Below are 15896 nucleotides of genomic sequence, written 5' to 3'. Positions count from 1 at the left end.
TGGTACCAACCCACAGGTATGTCGTCAGACACGGACACGATGGTCTCCGTCGCGTCGCTCGTCGACCTCGACGACGACCGAACCGTCGTCCAGCAGGACGGACAAGCCATCGCGCTGTTCGACCACGAGGGCGAGGTCTACGCCGTCGACAACCGCTGCCCGCACATGGGGTTCCCCCTCACCCGCGGTACCGTCGAGGACGGGATCCTGACGTGCCACTGGCACCACGCCCGCTTCGAACTGGAGCAGGGCGACACGTTCGACCCGTGGGCCGACGACGTACAGACGTTTCCCGTCGAGGTACACGACGGCGAGATTTACCTCGACCCGGACCCACCCCGCGACGTGAGCCCGGGCGTCCACTGGCGCAACCGACTCGCCGACGGCCTCAACGAGGACCTCACACTGGTGATGGCTAAGGCCGTCATCGGCCTCGACGACGCCGGCGAGGGCTTTCACACGCCCGTCGAGACCGCCGTGAACTTCGGGACGAAGTACCGCGCCGCCGGCTGGGGTCGCGGGCTGACCACGCTCGGCTGCATGGCGAACCTCTACTCGCAGGTCGGGGGCCGCGACAAGCGCCGCGCGATGTTCACGGGCGTCCGTGAGGTCGCCGACGAGGCTGCCGGCGAACCCCCGCGCTTCCAGCAGTACGCCTTCGACAACCGTGACCTCTCGAAGGAGCGCCTCCGGGAGTGGTTCCGGGACACCGTCGAGGTCCGGGACAGCGACGGCGCCGAGCGCTGCCTCCTGACTGCCGTGGCCTGTCTCGACCCCGACGACGTGGCCGACATCGTCTTCACCGCCGCGACGGACTCGCTGTACCTCAACGGCGGCCACACGCTCGACTTCCTCAACACCGCATTCGCCACGCTCGACCATATCGGCTGGGAGGGACTCGGCGACGACGAGGACGGCAACGCCGCGAAGGTTCTGGGCTCGACGGTCGACCAACTGACCGGCGCGACGCGCTCGGAGGAACTCTCCTCGTGGCGGGAGCCGATCGACGTCGCCCAACTCTGCTTCGACGCCCACGACCGCCTCGACGACTGTGTTGCCGTCGGCGCCGGGGAGACGTGGACCGAGCCCGACGACTTCCTCGACACGCTGCTCGGTGACGACCCCGAGGCGATCATCGACGCCCTCACGGGAGCGATCCGGGGGGGCGCGACCCGGACGGAACTGGCCGACGCGGTTCTCCGCGCGGCCACACGCCGGGTGGCGTGGTTCGCCACCAGCAACGAGTTCGGCGACTGGAACACCGTCCACCACACGTTCTCCTACGCCAACGCGGTGTTCGAGGCGACGAAACGGACGGGCACGGACGCGCTCTACCGGGGCTGTTTCGACGCCGCGGTCTCGGTCTACCTGGATCGGTTCCTCAACAGCCCGCGGGCGCCGTCGCCGTCGCCCGACGGTGACCGTGCCCCCGAAATGGTCCGGGAGGAGCTACTGGAGACGTTCGACCGGCAGGGCGCAGTCGAGCGCGCGGCGACGCTCGTCGCCGAGCACTTCGCGGCCGGCGGCGACCCGGCGGCGCTGAAGCGGACGATGGGCCGCGGGCTGCTCCGTGAGGACGCGGGGTTCCACACGCTCCAGAACGTCTCGTGGGCGTTCGAGCGCTTCGACGCCCTCGTGGCACGGGACGCCCCCGAGGCGGAGCGGCGGCTGGCGCTGATCGCGCCGGCACGCTACATGGCCGCCCACTTCCCGACCCGCCGGGAGAACGAACAGACGTTCTCCATCGCGACGCGGCTCCACCGCGGGGAGAAGCTCTACGAGGCGGAGTAGCTGGGGAGAACCCGGAAAGTCGGGGTCGAGTCGATTTCCGCCGGTGTTCGCTCTCTCGCGTTGTGTCAAAGCCGGTTCAAATGGCTGGCTTCGCTCGTGCGTCTGGACCGCGTGGCGTCCAGCGTCGTGAGGGCGGGCCCCGACGACGCCGGACTCTTCAGCGGTCAGTCGCCGGTCGCGAACCGCTCGACTGCGGCGGGGACCGACTCGGGAGTGACCGACCGAGTCTCGCCGTCCTTCCGCTCGATTTCGACCTCGCCGGTCTCACGGTAGTGGTTCCCGACCACGACGGTCGCGGGGACTCCCAAGAGGTCGCTCTCGGCGAAGCGCTCTCCCACCGACTGGTCGTCGTCGAACAGCAGGCAGTCGGCGCCGATGGCGTCGTGGATTCCCGTCGCTGTCTCTCGGACTGCATCGTCGTCGCCGATGGGCACGACCGCGGCGCGGTAGGGGGCGACCGACCCCCAGTCGGTGACGGGCCAGTCGAGCGATTCCGCATCGCTGCCGCCGTCGCGCTCCCACGCCCCTTGCATCACGATCGTTTGGAGGAGCCTCGTGACACCGATCCCGTAGCTGCCCATCTCGACGGTCGTCGTGCCCCCGTCGCGGTCGTCGACGGTCAGCCCTATCGCGTCGGTGTACCGGGTGCCGAGTTCGAAGACGTGGCCGACCTCGACGCCGCCGTCGGTCGCGAGGCGACCGCCACAGTCGGGGCAGTCGTCGCTCGCCGCGTACTCGTCGAACTCGGCTGCTTCGTCGGTGACGCCCCAGCGGCAGCCATCGGCGCTGCAGTGAGTGAGCCGGCAACTCCCCTCGTCGACGGGTGCGACGAACTCCTCGGAGCGGTCACCGCCCATCACGCTGTTGTCAGCGCCACAGACCGCAATGGTCAGTCCGAGGTCGTCGAAGATCCGGAGATAGGCGGCTCGCATAGTGCGGTAGGCCTCCCGCAGCGAATCGGCGTCGACGTGAGCGCTGTAGGCGTCCTTCATCGTGAACTCCTTACAGCGAAGGAGGCCAGCGCGGGCGTGGTCGTCCCGGAACTTCGAGTCGATCTGGTAGAGCACGACGGGTAGGTCATCGTAGGACCTGACCAGGCCGTCGAGCAGATGCACCACCCCCTCTTCGTGGCTGGGTGCCAGACACATCGCCCGGTCCTCGCGGTTCCTGAAGGTGAACATCTCGCCTTCGAACGCCCCCCAGCGGCCGCTCTCCCGCCACCGGTCGCTGTACTGGAGGTTGGGCAGGCTGGCCGCTTGGGCACCGACGGAACGCATCGCGTCGTGGACCCGAGCCTCGATCTTCGTCTTGACTCGCTGGCCGGCAGGGGTTAGCCCCCAGAGCCCGCTTCCGAACTCGCGTATCAGGCCGGCCCGGACCAGCAGCCGCGTGGCACCGACCCACTCGCCGCGGCGCTCGCGGCTGGCGGGCAGGAACAGGTCACTCCGTCGCATAGGTCACCCCCGTTGTGACAGAGCCGGATCGGTCGGCGTCGGCGCTCGACAGGAACAGCCGCGTCTCAGTACCGTTTCGGAACGTGTCCACGGGCCGTGCAGGACCCACGGATGCTGCGTGTGGAACGCATCGGCTAACTGCTGCGGCGCGTGGGTCAAAAGTGTACCTTGCCAGTGTGTACCTATCGCGTATCTTGCCGCTGGTGGACCGGGCAGGGCCGTCGACCTCGGTGAACAATCAGGGACCGGCTGCCAGTTCCGTTCCAATGCGGCCCAGAAACCTCCCGAGGGTCGGTTTCCTGGGATTACGAAAAAACTCGCTTCGCTCCTCTCTCGAATCGACGGGAACGACGACTACTCGTCGTCTTCGTCGTCCACGTCCTCGAAGTCGGCGTCGACGTACTCCTCGTCGTCGCCGCCGTCGGGCTCGCCGCCCATGCCGCCGGGGCCGGCGCCGCCCATGCCGCCCGGACCGCCTGCGGCACCAGCGCCGCCGGCGCCGCCCGCTGCGGCCTCCTCCTGGTACATCTGCTTGCCGATCTCCTGCAGTTCGCTGCTGAGCTCCTCGGTGACCGCTTCGAGGTCCTCGGCGGTGGCGTCCTCGTCCTCGAGGGTCTCCTCAACGTCCTCGATGGCGGCCTCGACGTTCTCGATGATCTCGGCGTCGACGTTCTCCTCGTTCTCCTCGATCAGGGTCTCAGCACGCTGGACCGCGCCCTCGGCCTCGTTGCGGGCTTCGATGCGCTCACGGCGCTGCTGGTCCTCCTCTGCGTGCTGTTCGGCCTCCTGCTGCATCTTCTCGATCTGGTCGTCCGAGAGCCCGGCGCCGCCCTCGATGGTGATCGACTCGGCGTTGCCCGAGCCCTGGTCCTCGGCCTCGACGTTGACGATCCCGTTCTCGTCGATGTTGAACGTCACCTCGATCTGGGGGGTTCCGGCCGGCGCGGGCGGGATGCCGGTCAGCTGGAACTCGCCCAGCAGCTCGTTCTCGTTGGCAATCTCGCGCTCACCCTGGAACACCCGGACCTGCACGGAGGTCTGGTTGTCTGCGGCGGTGGTGAACACCTTGCTCTCCTCGGTCGGGATGGTGGTGTTCTTCTCGATCAGGCGCTCGAAGAGGCCACCCTTGACCTCGATCCCGAGCGAGAGCGGGGTCACGTCGAGCAGCACGAGGTCGTCGACGTCGCCCGAGAGGACGCCACCCTGGATCGCCGCGCCCAGCGCGACGGCCTCGTCGGGGTTGACGTTCTTCTTGGGCTCGCTGTCGAGCAGTTCCTCGACCTTGTCGTGGACCTGCGGCATCCGCGTCGAGCCGCCGACGAGGATGACCTCGTCGATGTCGCCCTTCTCGTAGTCGGCGTCCGCGAGGGCCTGCTCGGTCGGCTCGACGGTCCGCTCGATCAGGTCCTTGGTCAGGGACTCGAAGGTCGCTCGCGTGACCGACTGTTCGAGGTGGACCGGGCCGGAGTCGGTCGCCGTGATGAAGGGAAGGTTGACCGTCGTCTCCTTCTTGTTCGAGAGTTCGATCTTGGCCTCCTCGGCGGCGTCCTTGAGCCGCTGGAGGGCCTGTCGGTCCTCACGGAGGTCGATGCCGTGTTCGTTCTCGAACTCGTCGGCGAGGTGGTCCATCAGCGCCTCGTCCCAGTCGTCGCCGCCGAGGTCGTTGTCCCCGTTGGTGGCGACCACTTCGTAGACGCCGCCGCCCAGGTCGAGGATGGAGACGTCGAACGTCCCCCCACCGAGGTCGTAGACGAGCACGGTCTGGTTCGAGTCGTCGTCGAGCCCGTAGGCCATCGACGCCGCGGTCGGCTCGTTGACGATGCGGTCGACCTCGAAGCCGGCGATCTCGCCGGCGTCCTTCGTCGCCTGTCGCTGCTTGTCGTTGAAGTACGCGGGGACCGTGATGACCGCCTTCTCCACGTCGTCGCCGAGGTACTCCTCGGCGTCGCGCTTGAGCTTCTGGAGGATCATCGCCGAGATCTGTTCGGGCGTGTACTCCTCACCGTCGGCCTCGACGGTGTAGTCGTCCTCGCCCATGTGGCGCTTGATCGAGGCGATCGTCTTCTCGGGGTTCTGGATCGCTTGGTTCTTGGCGGGCTTGCCGACCAGTCGCTCGCCGTCGTCGGAGAACGCGACGACGGACGGCGTCGTTCGGTCGCCCTCGCTGTTGACGATGATCTCGGGGTCACCACCCTCCATGACGGCCATGGCGGAGTTGGTGGTCCCGAGGTCGATACCGAGGATCTTGTTGCTCGCCATCTTGGTCGTATGTTCCGGGCTGAATCGGTTAAAGGTTGCTTTCACGACCGCAGACCGCCCCTACGCCCGCTTGCGGTTCCACCAGCGGGCGCGAGGGCTCGAAGAAGGGTTTAACACGAACCGGCTACCGACCGCTCGCTACTCCTGACTGACCGTGACCTGCGCGGTCCGGATCACCTTCTCGCCCAGTTCGTAGCCCGGGCGGTAGAGTTCCTCGATGGTGCCGGCCGGTCGGTCGCTCTCGACGCGCATCAACACCTCGTGGCGCTCGGGGTCGGGCTCCTCGCCCAGTTCGGGTTCGATCCGCTCGGCGCCCTCGTTTTCGAGCACGCGGTCGAGTTCCCGGAGGGTGCCCTCGACGCCCTCGCGGATGTCGGCGTCGCCGTCCTGCTCCAGCGCCCTGGCGAGGTTGTCCCGGACGGGTAGGAGCCGCTCGACGAGGTCCTCGGTCGCCCGGGCCTGCTGCTGTTCGAGTTTCTTCTGCTGGCGCTTCTTGAAGTTCTGGAAGTCGGCCTGTTTGCGCGTGAGCTTGCTCTCCAGTTCGTCGATCCGCTCCTCGAAGTCGGCGCGCTCGGCCTCGATCTCGGCGGCCAGGTCCTCGTCGTGGGCGGCGACGCGCTCGACGAGGTCCGCGGACTCGGACGCGGCCGGTTCAGCGTCGGCGTCGGCCGTGGCCGCCTCTTCGGCGGCGTCGCCGGCGGCCTCCGTCGCCGTGGCTTCCTCGGTCGGCTCCTCGGCTGTCGCGTTGGCGTCGTCGGTCATGGTCGTTGAGAGCGCCGCCGCGGGTTTAAGCGTTGCAGAAGCGCGCCGATCGGGGCGAGTACCCGACTCAGTTCCCGCCGGTGAGTTCGTCCAGCAGGTGGACCGCCTCGGGCTTCGAGAGCGGGTCGTTCGCGTTCCCACAGTGGGGCGACTGCACGCAGGACGGGCAGCCGTCGGCGCAGTCGCAGTCGTCGATGAGGCGGGCCGTCCGGCTCATCAGTTCCTCGATGCGGTCGTAGCCCCGCCGGGTCAGCCCAACGCCGCCCGGATGGCCGTCGTAGATGAAGATCGTCGACTGATCGGTGTGGCTGTGGTACGGCGTCGAGAGCCCGCCGATGTCCGCCCGGTCACAGAGCAGGTAGAGCGGGAACAGCGAGATGACGCCGTGTTCGGCGGCGTGGATGCCGCCGTTGAATCCGTACTCCGGGTCGCCGTTCTCGGCGCCGATGGCGCGCATCTCGACTTCGGTGTCCTCGGGGACCGTCCAGTAGAGCGCCTTCGTCCGCAGCGTGGTTTCGGGCAGATCGAGCGCTTCCGTTCCGAGGGTCTCGCCCGAGGCGGCGTCCTGGCGCTCGAAGCCGGTGATCCGCTCGGTCATCGAGATATCCGCGAACCGGACCGTCGTGTCCGGCCGCGCCGACAGCGGCTTCTCCGTCAGGTCCTCGTGGACCGTCACGGACTTCTCGGTCAGCACGCGGGTGTGGTAGTCCGCCCACGTCGGCTGGAGTCGGGCCGTATCGCGGTCGAGGTCCAACTCCGCGACCTCGTAGCGCTGGCCCTGGTGGTGGTAGATCGCGCCGGGGTGGGCGTCCCGCAGTGCGTCGGAGAACGACAAGGAAGCGATCACGTCCCCCGAGCGCGCGTCCCGGAGGTCGATCTCGCGGTCGTCGATCGTCCGGAGGTTCATGCTGTGCTGGGGGCTCTCGCCGCCGTCGTGGGTCCAGCGGATCCCGTCTGCGGTCTCCCGTCGCTCCAGCACGCCGGACGCCTCCAGATCGCCGACCACGTCGGGGAACGGTTCGCCGAAGTGCCGCTCGTCGTCACGGGAGAGCCAGTTCTCTGCCGCGGCCGAGGCGACGTGGTTCGGCATGATCTCGGTGTTCTCCGGGTCCGAGATGGCGTCCTCGGGCTCGCCGTCGAAGAACTCGGCGGGGTTGCTCATCAGGTACTGGTCCAATTGGTCCTCGCCGGCGACGAGCAGGACGAGCGCCGCGTCGTCGCCCCGGCCGGCGCGCCCGGCCTGCTGGAACGCCGACATCCGCGTTCCCGGGTAGCCGTCGATGATCACCGCGTCCAGCCCACCCACGTCGACGCCGAGTTCGAGTGCGTTCGTGCTCCACACCCCTCGAAGGTCGCCGTCGTGGAGCTGTTCCTCCAGTTCGCGCCGGCGGTCGTCGGTGAGCGACCCCTGATACGCGCCGACCGTGTTCGCGAGGTCGTTTGCCCCGCGGCTCCGGAGTTCCTTCGCCGACTCGGAGGCGTAGCGCTCCGCGGTCTGACGGCTCCGGGTGAACACCAGCGTCTGCTGGCCCGCCTCGACGAGATCGGTGAACAGGCGCATCGACTCGGTGTGGCTGGATCGGCGGCGGCCGGTGCCGCGCTCCTGTTCGTACTCCGGGGGGTTCCAGAGCACCCAGTCGCGTGGCCCCGTCGAGGAGGTGTCGTCGTCGACGAGCGAGAAGCCCGAGGGATCGCGGCCGGTCACCGTCGCGGCGTGCTCGACGGGGTTGCCGATCGACGCCGAACAGCAGATGTACGTCGGGTCCGCGCCGTAGCGCTCACAGACCCGATTGAGCCGACGCAGGAGGAGGGCGACCTGCGAGCCGAACACGCCGCGGTAGCTGTGGACCTCGTCGATGACCACCGTTTCGAGCGACCTGAAGAACCACTCCCAGAGCCGGTGGGCGTGGGGGAGCAGTGCGTAGTGGACCATATCGGGGTTCGAGAGCAGCACCGTCGGGCGGCGGTCCCGCACGTCGCGTTTCTCGGACTTCGAGAGCCGGCCGGTGTACTGCGCGACAGACACCCTGGAGCCAAAGCCCAGGTCGCGGGCCAACTCCGAGAGCGTCTCCAGTTGGTCGGCGATCAGCGCGTTCTGCGGCCCGAGATAGAGTGTTCGGCCGCCGTGGTCCATCGCGTCCTCGAAGGCGGGAACAGTGTAGGCGAGGCTCTTGCCACTCGCTGTCTCGGTGGCGATCACGGCGTCGTCGCCGCTGCGGACGGCCTCGATGGTGTCGGCTTGGTGGCCGAACAGTCGCTCGATCCCGCGCTCGGCCAGCGCGCTCTCCAAGCGCGGTTCGAGATCGAGGTCGGCGAAGACGGGGTCCCGAGCGGGGATTCGCCGGTGGGCGGCGACTTGATCCGCGTAGTAAGGGCGCTCGCGGAGCCAGTCGAGCGGATCGTGCACGGACGAACTCCGCGCCCGCGGGCCATGACGGTTCTGGTCCCGGCCCTTTTGAGCGCCGACACCGAACCCGGAGCATGGCCGAGGGCGGCACATACACGCTCGTCTTCTCGCTACCGGTGGCCGTCGATATCGAGGTCGGCGCGCTCGGCGAGCACCGGTTCCCCGCGGGCGGCTACTGCTACACCGGCAGCGCGCTGGGCAGCGGCGGCTTCTCGCGGATCGACCGCCACCGGCGCGTCGCCGCGGGCGAGCACGACGTTCGCCACTGGCACGTCGACTACTTCGGGGCTCACACAGAGGTGGACTTGGTCGATGTAGTCCGGAGCGTCGGCGAGGACTGTGAATGCAAAGTCGCGACGGAACTCGGTGCCGGCCCCGTTCCCGGCTTCGGCGCCTCCGACTGCGACTGTGGGACGCATCTCGCTCACTTCGGCGGCGTCGCCGGACTACGTCCGGCTGCTGATCGAACGCAGTTCGACGACGTCGACGCGGCCCGGGAGCGGGCCCGCGAGGCACACCGTCACTGATCCCGGCAGGCCGTCGGGTGAGCCGGTGGCTCTTAGCCCCCCGGCGCCGACCTCGGAGCTATGTTCGAACCGATGCCGTACTTGGAGTGGATCCACGGCCGTCCCGGGGCCGCCACCCACGACCTCGGCTCCAGCGACCTCCGAACGGAGCGCTCGAACGGCGCCGTCGTGCCGCCGACGCTCGTCGGACTCGACGACCCCGAGGACCCACCGTCGCTCGAAGCCTCGATAGCCGCCGAGTACGGCGTCGACGAGTCGGAAGTGCTGGTGGCGGCGGGTGCGACCCACGCGAACTTCCTCGCGGCCGCGACGGCGCTGTCGCTCAGCGAGGGCGAGGAGGTGCTCGTCGAGAAGCCCGGCTACGACCCGCTGGTCCACACCCCCACAGGCGTCGGGGCCGACGTCTCCCGGTTCGAGCGTCCCGCCGAGTCGGGCTATCCGCTGTTGCCGGCCCGGATTCAGCAGGGGCTCTCCGGGGAAACGGCGATGGTCACGGTCACGAACCGCCACAACCCCACGGGGCGGCTCACGAGCCGCACAGAGCTATCGACGCTGGCCGACGTGGCGGCCGACGCGGGGGCGTACCTCCTCGTCGACGAAGTGTACGGGCCGTACACCGACGGCGATGCCGGCGGTGCGTTCGGTGGCGTGACGGCCGCGGGGCTACCGGACACCGTCGCTACGGGCTCGTTCACGAAGTTCCACGGGCTGGGCGACCTCCAGATCGGCTGGCTGGTCGCTCCGGAGCCGTTCGTCTCCCGTGCTCGGGAGGTGCTGATGCACGTCCCGACGGTCGCGGGTCCGACCCGGGCGCTCGCCCGGCGCTTCTTCGCCCACCGCGACGACCTCGTGGCTGCCTCACGGGCGCACCTCCGGGAGAACCACGACCTGCTGGCCTCGTTCGTCGACGGGCGGCCCGGCCTCTCCGGCGAGGTCGCCGACGGCTGCACGTACGGGCTGATCGAGCACGAGCGCGTCGACGGCGACCGCCTCGCCGAGGCTGCTTGGGAGGCGGGCGTGCTGGTGGTCCCGGGCCGGTTCTTCGACGAGCCATCGGGGATCCGGCTCTCGGCGGGCCGCGCTCCCGCGGAGATCGAGTCGGGACTGGCGGCGCTCGGGGACGTACTGGACGACCTCTAAGTCGTCGCTGGCGTCGGCGCCGACGCTGGCGAACAGGTGGCGACTCCTCGGCGGGACAGGTGCCACGCTCCCGCGGCTGCCCCGCCGCAGTGCTCAGGTCACGCCGGGAGTGGTCGCGCTCTCGTACTTGAAGCTCAGCCCACGAGCGCGTCGGCCAGCGTCTCGATCGGGTGGGGCGGCTCGTCGTCGGCGCCCGGGCGGTCTTCGAGTTGGGTTCGGCAGGAGGCACCCGGTGCGACCACTTCGTCGGCGTCGGCGGCCTCGACGCGCTCGTAGAGCATCTCGCCGATCGCGGCGCTCATCGACCGGTGTTCGGCCTCGTAGCCGAAGCTCCCGGCCATCCCACAGCAGGTGGTGTCGAGCGGGTCGACCGCGAAGCCGGCCCGCCGGAGTACCCCGACCGCGTGGTGGTCCTTCTTCGTCGACTTCTGGTGGCAGTGGCCGTGGTAGGCCAGCGACCCCTCGCCCGCGACGTCGAGGGCCTCGTCGAGCCGGAACGCGTCGAGGTACTCGAACACGCCGTAGGTGGCGTTCGAGAGCGCCTCGACGCCGTCGCCGGCGAGCAGGTCGTGGTAGTCCGACTGGAGCATCACGGCGTCGGAGGGTTCGACGACGACGACGTCCCAGCCGTCCTCCACCTTCGGTGCGAGCGCGTCGACGTTCCGCTCGGCGCGCTCGCGGGCCTCGTCGACGAACCCCTTCGAGAGCGGCGGTCGGCCGCTGGAGCCGGCCCCTTCGGCGAGTCGCACGTGGACGCCAGCGGCTTCGAGCACTTCGACCGCCGCTTTGCCCGCGTCGGGGTTGTTGTAGTTCGTGTGCGTGTCGGGCAGGAGCAGCGCCTTCCGCTCGGCCTCGGCTTCCGGGACGGCCGGCTCCCGGTCGGCGAGCCAGTCGGCGACGCTCTCGCGGTGGAACGTCGGGAGCGTGCGGTCGGCGGCGATGCCGACGGTTTTCTCCATCGCCCAGCGCGCCCCCGGCAGTTTGGATGCGGCGTTCGAAATCGGAGCGAGTCGGCTCCCCCACGCCGAGAGGGCGTCGACGTTGGCGAAGATGCGCTCCCGGATGCCAGCCCCCTCACGCTCGTGGCGCGCGTGCTCGATCTCGGTCTTCATCTTCGCCATGTCCACCTCGCTGGGGCAGTCCTTCGAGCAGCCCTTGCAGCCGATACAGAGATCGAGCACCTCGTTTTCGAACTCCTCGGTGAAGATTTCCTCCTCGGGGAGGTCGCCGCTCATCGCCTGCCGAAGGAGGTTCGCCCGGCCCCGGGTGGCTTGGATCTCCTCGTCGGCGGCGCGGTAGGTCGGGCACATCACGCCGCCGGTGGTGTCCTGCTCGCCGCGGCAGCCACCACAGCCGTGACAGAGCTCGGCCATCCCCTGGAAGCCGTTCTCGTTCTCCCAGCGCATCGACGGCTCGAAGCCGGCGTCGAACTCGTAGTCCGGGGAGAACCGGAGGTTCTCGGTCATCCCGACGGCGTCGGCGCGCTCGGGGAGCCACTGGGGCCGGGTCTCGTCCTCTGCGTAGCCACAGACCTGTCCCGGGTTGAGCAGCCAGTTCGGGTCGAACGCCCCCTTCAGGTCGCGGAACGCCGCCCAGAGCTGTTGGCCGTACAGTTTGCGGTTCCACTGGGTGCGGGCGCGGCCGTCGCCGTGCTCGCCGGAGACGCTGCCGCCGAGGTCGACGACGATGTCGCTGACGGCGTCGGCGATGGACTCGTAGCGCTCGACGCCGGCGTCGGTCTTCGTACCGATCAACGGCCGGACGTGCAGCACCCCCGGGCCGGCGTGGGCGTAGAAGGAGGCGAACGTGTCGTGGTCCTCCAGTACCTGCTGGAAGCGCCGGGTGTACTCGGGAAGCTTCTCGGGAGGAACTGCACAGTCCTCGATGAACGAGAGGTGTTTCTCGTCGCTGGTGCGGGAGAGCAGGATCGGCATCCCCGCCTTGCGCATCTTCCAGAAGCGGCTCCGGGTCTCCTCGTCGTGGGCCTCCATCCCGGCGGTCGCGCGGGCCGGACCACCCGTGCTCGGCGGCTCGTCGCTCGGTTCGACCGCCGTTTCGGTCCCGGGCCGTCGATCCGCGAGCAGGTCCGCGACCTTCCGCCGCCCGTCGTCGTCGTCCTCGGCGTAGAACTCGACGAGCAGTGCCGAGTCGGTCCCCTCGGGGAGTAGGCCGACCACGTCGGCGAACTCCTGGGTGCCCCGAGCGAGGTCGAGGAGCGTGTCGTCCATCACCTCGACGGCCGCGGGGTCGTGTTCGAGCACGGCCGTCACGTCTTCCATCGCGGTTTCGAGGCCGTCGTAGGCCAACAGGGCGACGGCCTTCGTCTCGGGGATCGGTTCGAGCGAGACGGTCGCCTCGGTGACGATCGCGAGCGTACCCTCGCTGCCCGCGAGCAGGCGCGCGAGGTTGACCGTGGCGTCGTCCCGGACCTCGCCGCGACCAGCATCGTCGCCGGGAGCGTGGTCGCCGCCGACGGTCGCCTCGTCGACGAGGAGGTCGAGGTTGTAGCCCGAGACGTTCCGCTTGAGTTCGGGGTAGCGCTCCCGGACCTCCTCGGCGTGGTCGTCGAGTACGTCGATCACGCCGGCGGCGATTCGGGCCTCCGCGTCACCGTCGGCGTCGGCCCGCTCCCGGAGGTCACCGACGCGCTCCTCGCCCAGCCGGGTGACGGTGCCGTCGGCGAGCACGGCCTCACACTCCTCGACGTAGGCGTCGGTCTTGCCGTACTTCAGGGAGTGCGCGCCGGTGGAGTTGTTGCCGATGGCGCCCCCGAGAACGGATTTATCGCGCCACGCGGGGTCGGGCGCGAACTTCAGCCCGTGAGGCTCGCAGGCGGCGTTCAGTTCCGCGACGACGGTGCCGGCACCCGCCGTGGCCGTCGCCGCCTCGGGGTCGACCGACCGGATCGTGTTCAGTTCCGCCGAGAGGTCCAACACGACTGCCTCGTTGACCGTCTGGCCCGCGAGGCTGGTGCCGCCTCCCCGGGGGAGGACGGGGATGTCCCGATCGGCGCAGTACTCGACGACGGCGGCGATATCCGCCGTCGATTCCGGGAGTACGACGCCGACCGGCGTCACCTCGTAGGCCGAGGCGTCGGTCGCGTAGAGCTGTCTGGAGTAGCTGTCGAAACGTACGTCGCCGTCGACCAACCCTTCGAGGTCCGCGACCAGCCCGGGGCGAGCGACCTCGCCACCGCGGTAGTCGAAATCCCCCGCCGTCGACGGGTCCGGGTCCGCTGCCATGCGGAAGGGTTGCACGGGTACTGGGAAAAACGCACCCACTCCGGCGAGCGCCACGGCCGGAAGAGGTATGTAGTGTGGGACAAATTGCCAACCCGATGGCCGACTCCAAAGCGACGTTCGAACTGTACGAGGACAAAAACGGGCAGTGGCGCTGGCGGCTCCGACACGACAACGGCAACATCATCGCCGACAGCGGCGAGGGGTACGCGAGCAAGCAGAAGGCCCGCCAAGGGATCGAGAGCGTTCAGAAGAACGCCGCCGGTGCCATGGTCGAACAGCAGGACTGAGCGGGACTGACGGACCGGAGGGTCTTTTCCTCGGCCGGCCGTCGGCCGGCTATGGAGTACGAGACGACCGTCGGCGTGCGGTTCCGCGACATCGACGCGATGGGGCACGTCAACAACGCCGTCTACGCAAGCTACGCCGAACAGGCCCGAGTGGACTACTTCGACGACGTGGTCGATCGGGACCTCTCCTCTACCGGGTCGGTGCTCGCGACCATCGAGATCGACTACCGCCGACCCATCGAACTCGACGATGGGCCGCTGACGATCGTCGTCGACGTTCCTCACCTCGGCGAGTCGAGCATCCCGATGACCTACGACATCTACACCGCCGACGGCGACCTCGCCGCCGAGATAGAGAGCGTGCAGGTGGTCGTCGACCGCGAGAGCGGGTCGTCCCGGCCGATGCCCGATGCGTGGCGCGAGGCGATGGCGGACTACCACGACCTCTGAGCCGAGGGAGTCGTTTATGCCCGTCGGCGACGGACCCTGAGTCGTGTACAGCGCAGGCGACCGAGTACGGGAGGAGGAGTGGCTGACCGAGATGAGCCGTGCAGCCGACAGCCTCGACCTCGGGAGCGACGCCCGCTCGACCGCCGAGGACCTCTACTTGAACAACGTCCCGGACGCCGAGCGCTCGAAACCCGCCGTCGCGGCTGCGGCACTCTACGCGGGGGCGCTGATCGCCGGCGACGAGCGCGCACAGACGGCCGTCGCCGACGCTATGGACGTCTCTCGCCTGTCGGTCCAACAACGCTGGAAACCCTTGCTCGAAGCGGCCGGCTTCCGGACTCCCTCCTGGTAGCTACTCCGGCCGCGTTTTCCCCCGGCCCTCACGCTCGGGCGTGAGGTTGCCGTGCCGGTCGATCTCGCCGGAGACGATGCGCGTCGAGGAGATGCGTTCGCCGTCCTCGGCGGGGACGTGGTCGACGACCACGATCCGGAGCGGGTCGTCGCCCCGTTCCTCGCGGATCTCGTTGATGCGCTCGCCGCCCTCGCGGGTCTCCGGCGAGACGATCAGCGCGTCGAACTCCGGTTCGGTGGCGATCCCGGTCGGTTCGGTGAGTTCGCGGACCTCGAACTCGCGGTCGTACTCCTCAGCCAGCGGCCCGAGTTCGTCCTCGAGGTCCCGTTTCCGGTCCTCGAAGGACCGAACGTACCGCTCGACGTGGCGTGTCTCCGGGGCGAGTTCGTCGGCGGTGAGCCCGACGGTCAGGTCGCCGAGTTCGAAGGCTCGGCGGAACAGCGCACGGTGACCGTCGTGGACGGGGTCGAACGTCCCCCCGATGGCGACCTGCATACCCCGGCTCTCGGAGTGCCGACGGTTAAAGCGCCGTCATTCGTCCTCGGCGTCGGCCGCCGTGGGGGTGTCGCCGTCGTCGTCCACCTCGTCGTCCGCATCGCCGTCCGTCTCGGTCGCCCCGGCGCCCGTCACGGAAATCGTCACTGGGCCCTCGTCGTTGCCCTCGTCGCCGCGGCTGAGCCGCTCGTCGAGGTTGAACACCGCGTTGAGTTGGTTCTGGACCTGCCCGACGGCCCCCGAGACGAGTTCGCTCGGGGAGATGGCCTCGTACTCGTAGGGGTTGTTGCCGGCGCCCTCGCTCTCGCGTTTGCCGCGCGAGACCGTCTCCTCATCGTGCAGTTCGGCGAGCGCTTCGCGGACGGTGCTCGGGTAGAGGCCGGTGCCCTCCGCCACCTCCTCGCTGGTGCTGTCGGGGTGCTGGCGGAGGTAGACGTAGATCCGTGCGCGCGTCTCGGTATCGAGCAGCCACGCGAGCAGGTCGACGACGCCCTGGTCGAACTCGCCGATCGCCTTGTCTGCGCCCTCTTCGAGCCGCTCCCGTGCGGAGCTCGGCTCGTCGGTTTCCTCGTCGGGTTGGGGGTTTTCGGACATGTGTGCTTGTCCGGAGGTCAGAACTGCGCGGGGAAAAACGTTTGCCGGCCCGTGGGCGTCGGCGGGTGAACGCGCTGGGTCCGCCAGCTCCCCGGACGGCCCGAAACGGGCCGCCCGCGAACTGGCCACAGTGGTG

General features: G+C 69.1%; 12 protein-coding genes and 1 pseudogene. 6 read left to right on the top strand and 7 right to left on the bottom strand.

Annotation, left to right across the window (positions count from 1 at the left end; translation table 11 throughout):
- The first annotated feature begins 18 nt into the window (after nt 1–18).
- A complete protein-coding gene (locus NO998_RS08235; protein ID WP_267646626.1) occupies nt 19–1791 on the top strand; it encodes a Rieske (2Fe-2S) protein in 1773 nt (590 codons plus the stop codon).
- Between the two features lie 164 nt (nt 1792–1955).
- On the opposite strand, the gene NO998_RS08230 is transcribed toward NO998_RS08235, so the two are convergent.
- The 4 genes from NO998_RS08230 to NO998_RS08215 form a co-directional block, all read right to left on the bottom strand.
- Nucleotides 1956–3245, bottom strand: a complete 1290-nt coding sequence (locus NO998_RS08230; protein ID WP_267646625.1) for an aminoacyl--tRNA ligase-related protein — start codon at nt 3243–3245, stop codon at nt 1956–1958.
- A 354-nt stretch (nt 3246–3599) separates the two neighbouring features.
- The gene (dnaK, locus tag NO998_RS08225) at nt 3600–5504 is read right to left on the bottom strand and encodes a molecular chaperone DnaK (RefSeq protein WP_267646624.1); all 1905 of its coding nucleotides are present in this window, start codon (nt 5502–5504) and stop codon (nt 3600–3602) included.
- Nucleotides 5505–5642: 138 nt separating this feature from the next.
- Nucleotides 5643–6266 (bottom strand): nucleotide exchange factor GrpE, encoded by a 624-nt coding sequence (locus NO998_RS08220; RefSeq protein ID WP_267646623.1) that lies wholly within the window; start codon nt 6264–6266, stop codon nt 5643–5645.
- Nucleotides 6267–6333: 67 nt separating this feature from the next.
- Nucleotides 6334–8673 carry a DEAD/DEAH box helicase gene (locus NO998_RS08215; RefSeq protein ID WP_267646622.1) on the bottom strand — a complete coding sequence of 780 codons (2340 nt, stop codon included), beginning with the start codon at nt 8671–8673 and terminating at the stop codon, nt 6334–6336.
- A gap of 74 nt (nt 8674–8747) precedes the next feature.
- Between NO998_RS08215 and NO998_RS08210 the strand changes: the two genes are divergently transcribed.
- Nucleotides 8748–9200 carry a GIY-YIG nuclease family protein gene (locus NO998_RS08210; RefSeq protein WP_267646621.1) on the top strand — a complete coding sequence of 151 codons (453 nt, stop codon included), beginning with the start codon at nt 8748–8750 and terminating at the stop codon, nt 9198–9200.
- A gap of 60 nt (nt 9201–9260) precedes the next feature.
- A complete protein-coding gene (locus NO998_RS08205) occupies nt 9261–10340 on the top strand; it encodes a pyridoxal phosphate-dependent aminotransferase (protein WP_267646620.1) in 1080 nt (359 codons plus the stop codon).
- 134 nt (nt 10341–10474) lie between these two features.
- Here NO998_RS08205 and NO998_RS08200 read toward each other — a convergent pair whose 3' ends face one another.
- Complete coding sequence (locus NO998_RS08200; protein WP_267646619.1) at nt 10475–13582, bottom strand: FAD-binding and (Fe-S)-binding domain-containing protein; 3108 nt, start codon at nt 13580–13582, stop codon at nt 10475–10477.
- Nucleotides 13583–13680: 98 nt separating this feature from the next.
- Here NO998_RS08200 and NO998_RS08195 point away from each other — a divergent pair.
- The 3 genes and pseudogenes from NO998_RS08195 to NO998_RS08185 form a co-directional block, all read left to right on the top strand.
- A pseudogene (locus tag NO998_RS08195) lies at nt 13681–13869 on the top strand (HVO_2922 family protein); the annotation flags it as partial.
- 51 nt (nt 13870–13920) lie between these two features.
- Complete coding sequence (locus NO998_RS08190) at nt 13921–14319, top strand: acyl-CoA thioesterase (RefSeq protein WP_267646618.1); 399 nt, start codon at nt 13921–13923, stop codon at nt 14317–14319.
- 43 nt (nt 14320–14362) lie between these two features.
- Nucleotides 14363–14671: a transcription initiation factor IIB family protein gene (locus NO998_RS08185; RefSeq protein ID WP_267646617.1), complete on the top strand. Its 309-nt coding sequence runs from the start codon at nt 14363–14365 to the stop codon at nt 14669–14671.
- Here the strand turns inward: NO998_RS08185 and NO998_RS08180 are convergent, their stop codons facing one another.
- The gene (locus tag NO998_RS08180; RefSeq protein ID WP_267646616.1) at nt 14672–15166 is read right to left on the bottom strand and encodes a phosphopantetheine adenylyltransferase; all 495 of its coding nucleotides are present in this window, start codon (nt 15164–15166) and stop codon (nt 14672–14674) included.
- Between the two features lie 36 nt (nt 15167–15202).
- Nucleotides 15203–15760: a winged helix-turn-helix domain-containing protein gene (locus NO998_RS08175; RefSeq protein ID WP_267646615.1), complete on the bottom strand. Its 558-nt coding sequence runs from the start codon at nt 15758–15760 to the stop codon at nt 15203–15205.
- Nucleotides 15761–15896: the final 136 nt, after the last annotated feature.

The sequence above is a fragment of the Halolamina litorea genome (assembly GCF_026616205.1).
GTDB lineage: Archaea > Halobacteriota > Halobacteria > Halobacteriales > Haloferacaceae > Halolamina > Halolamina litorea.
This window is presented reverse-complemented; position numbering and strand designations above follow the sequence as displayed.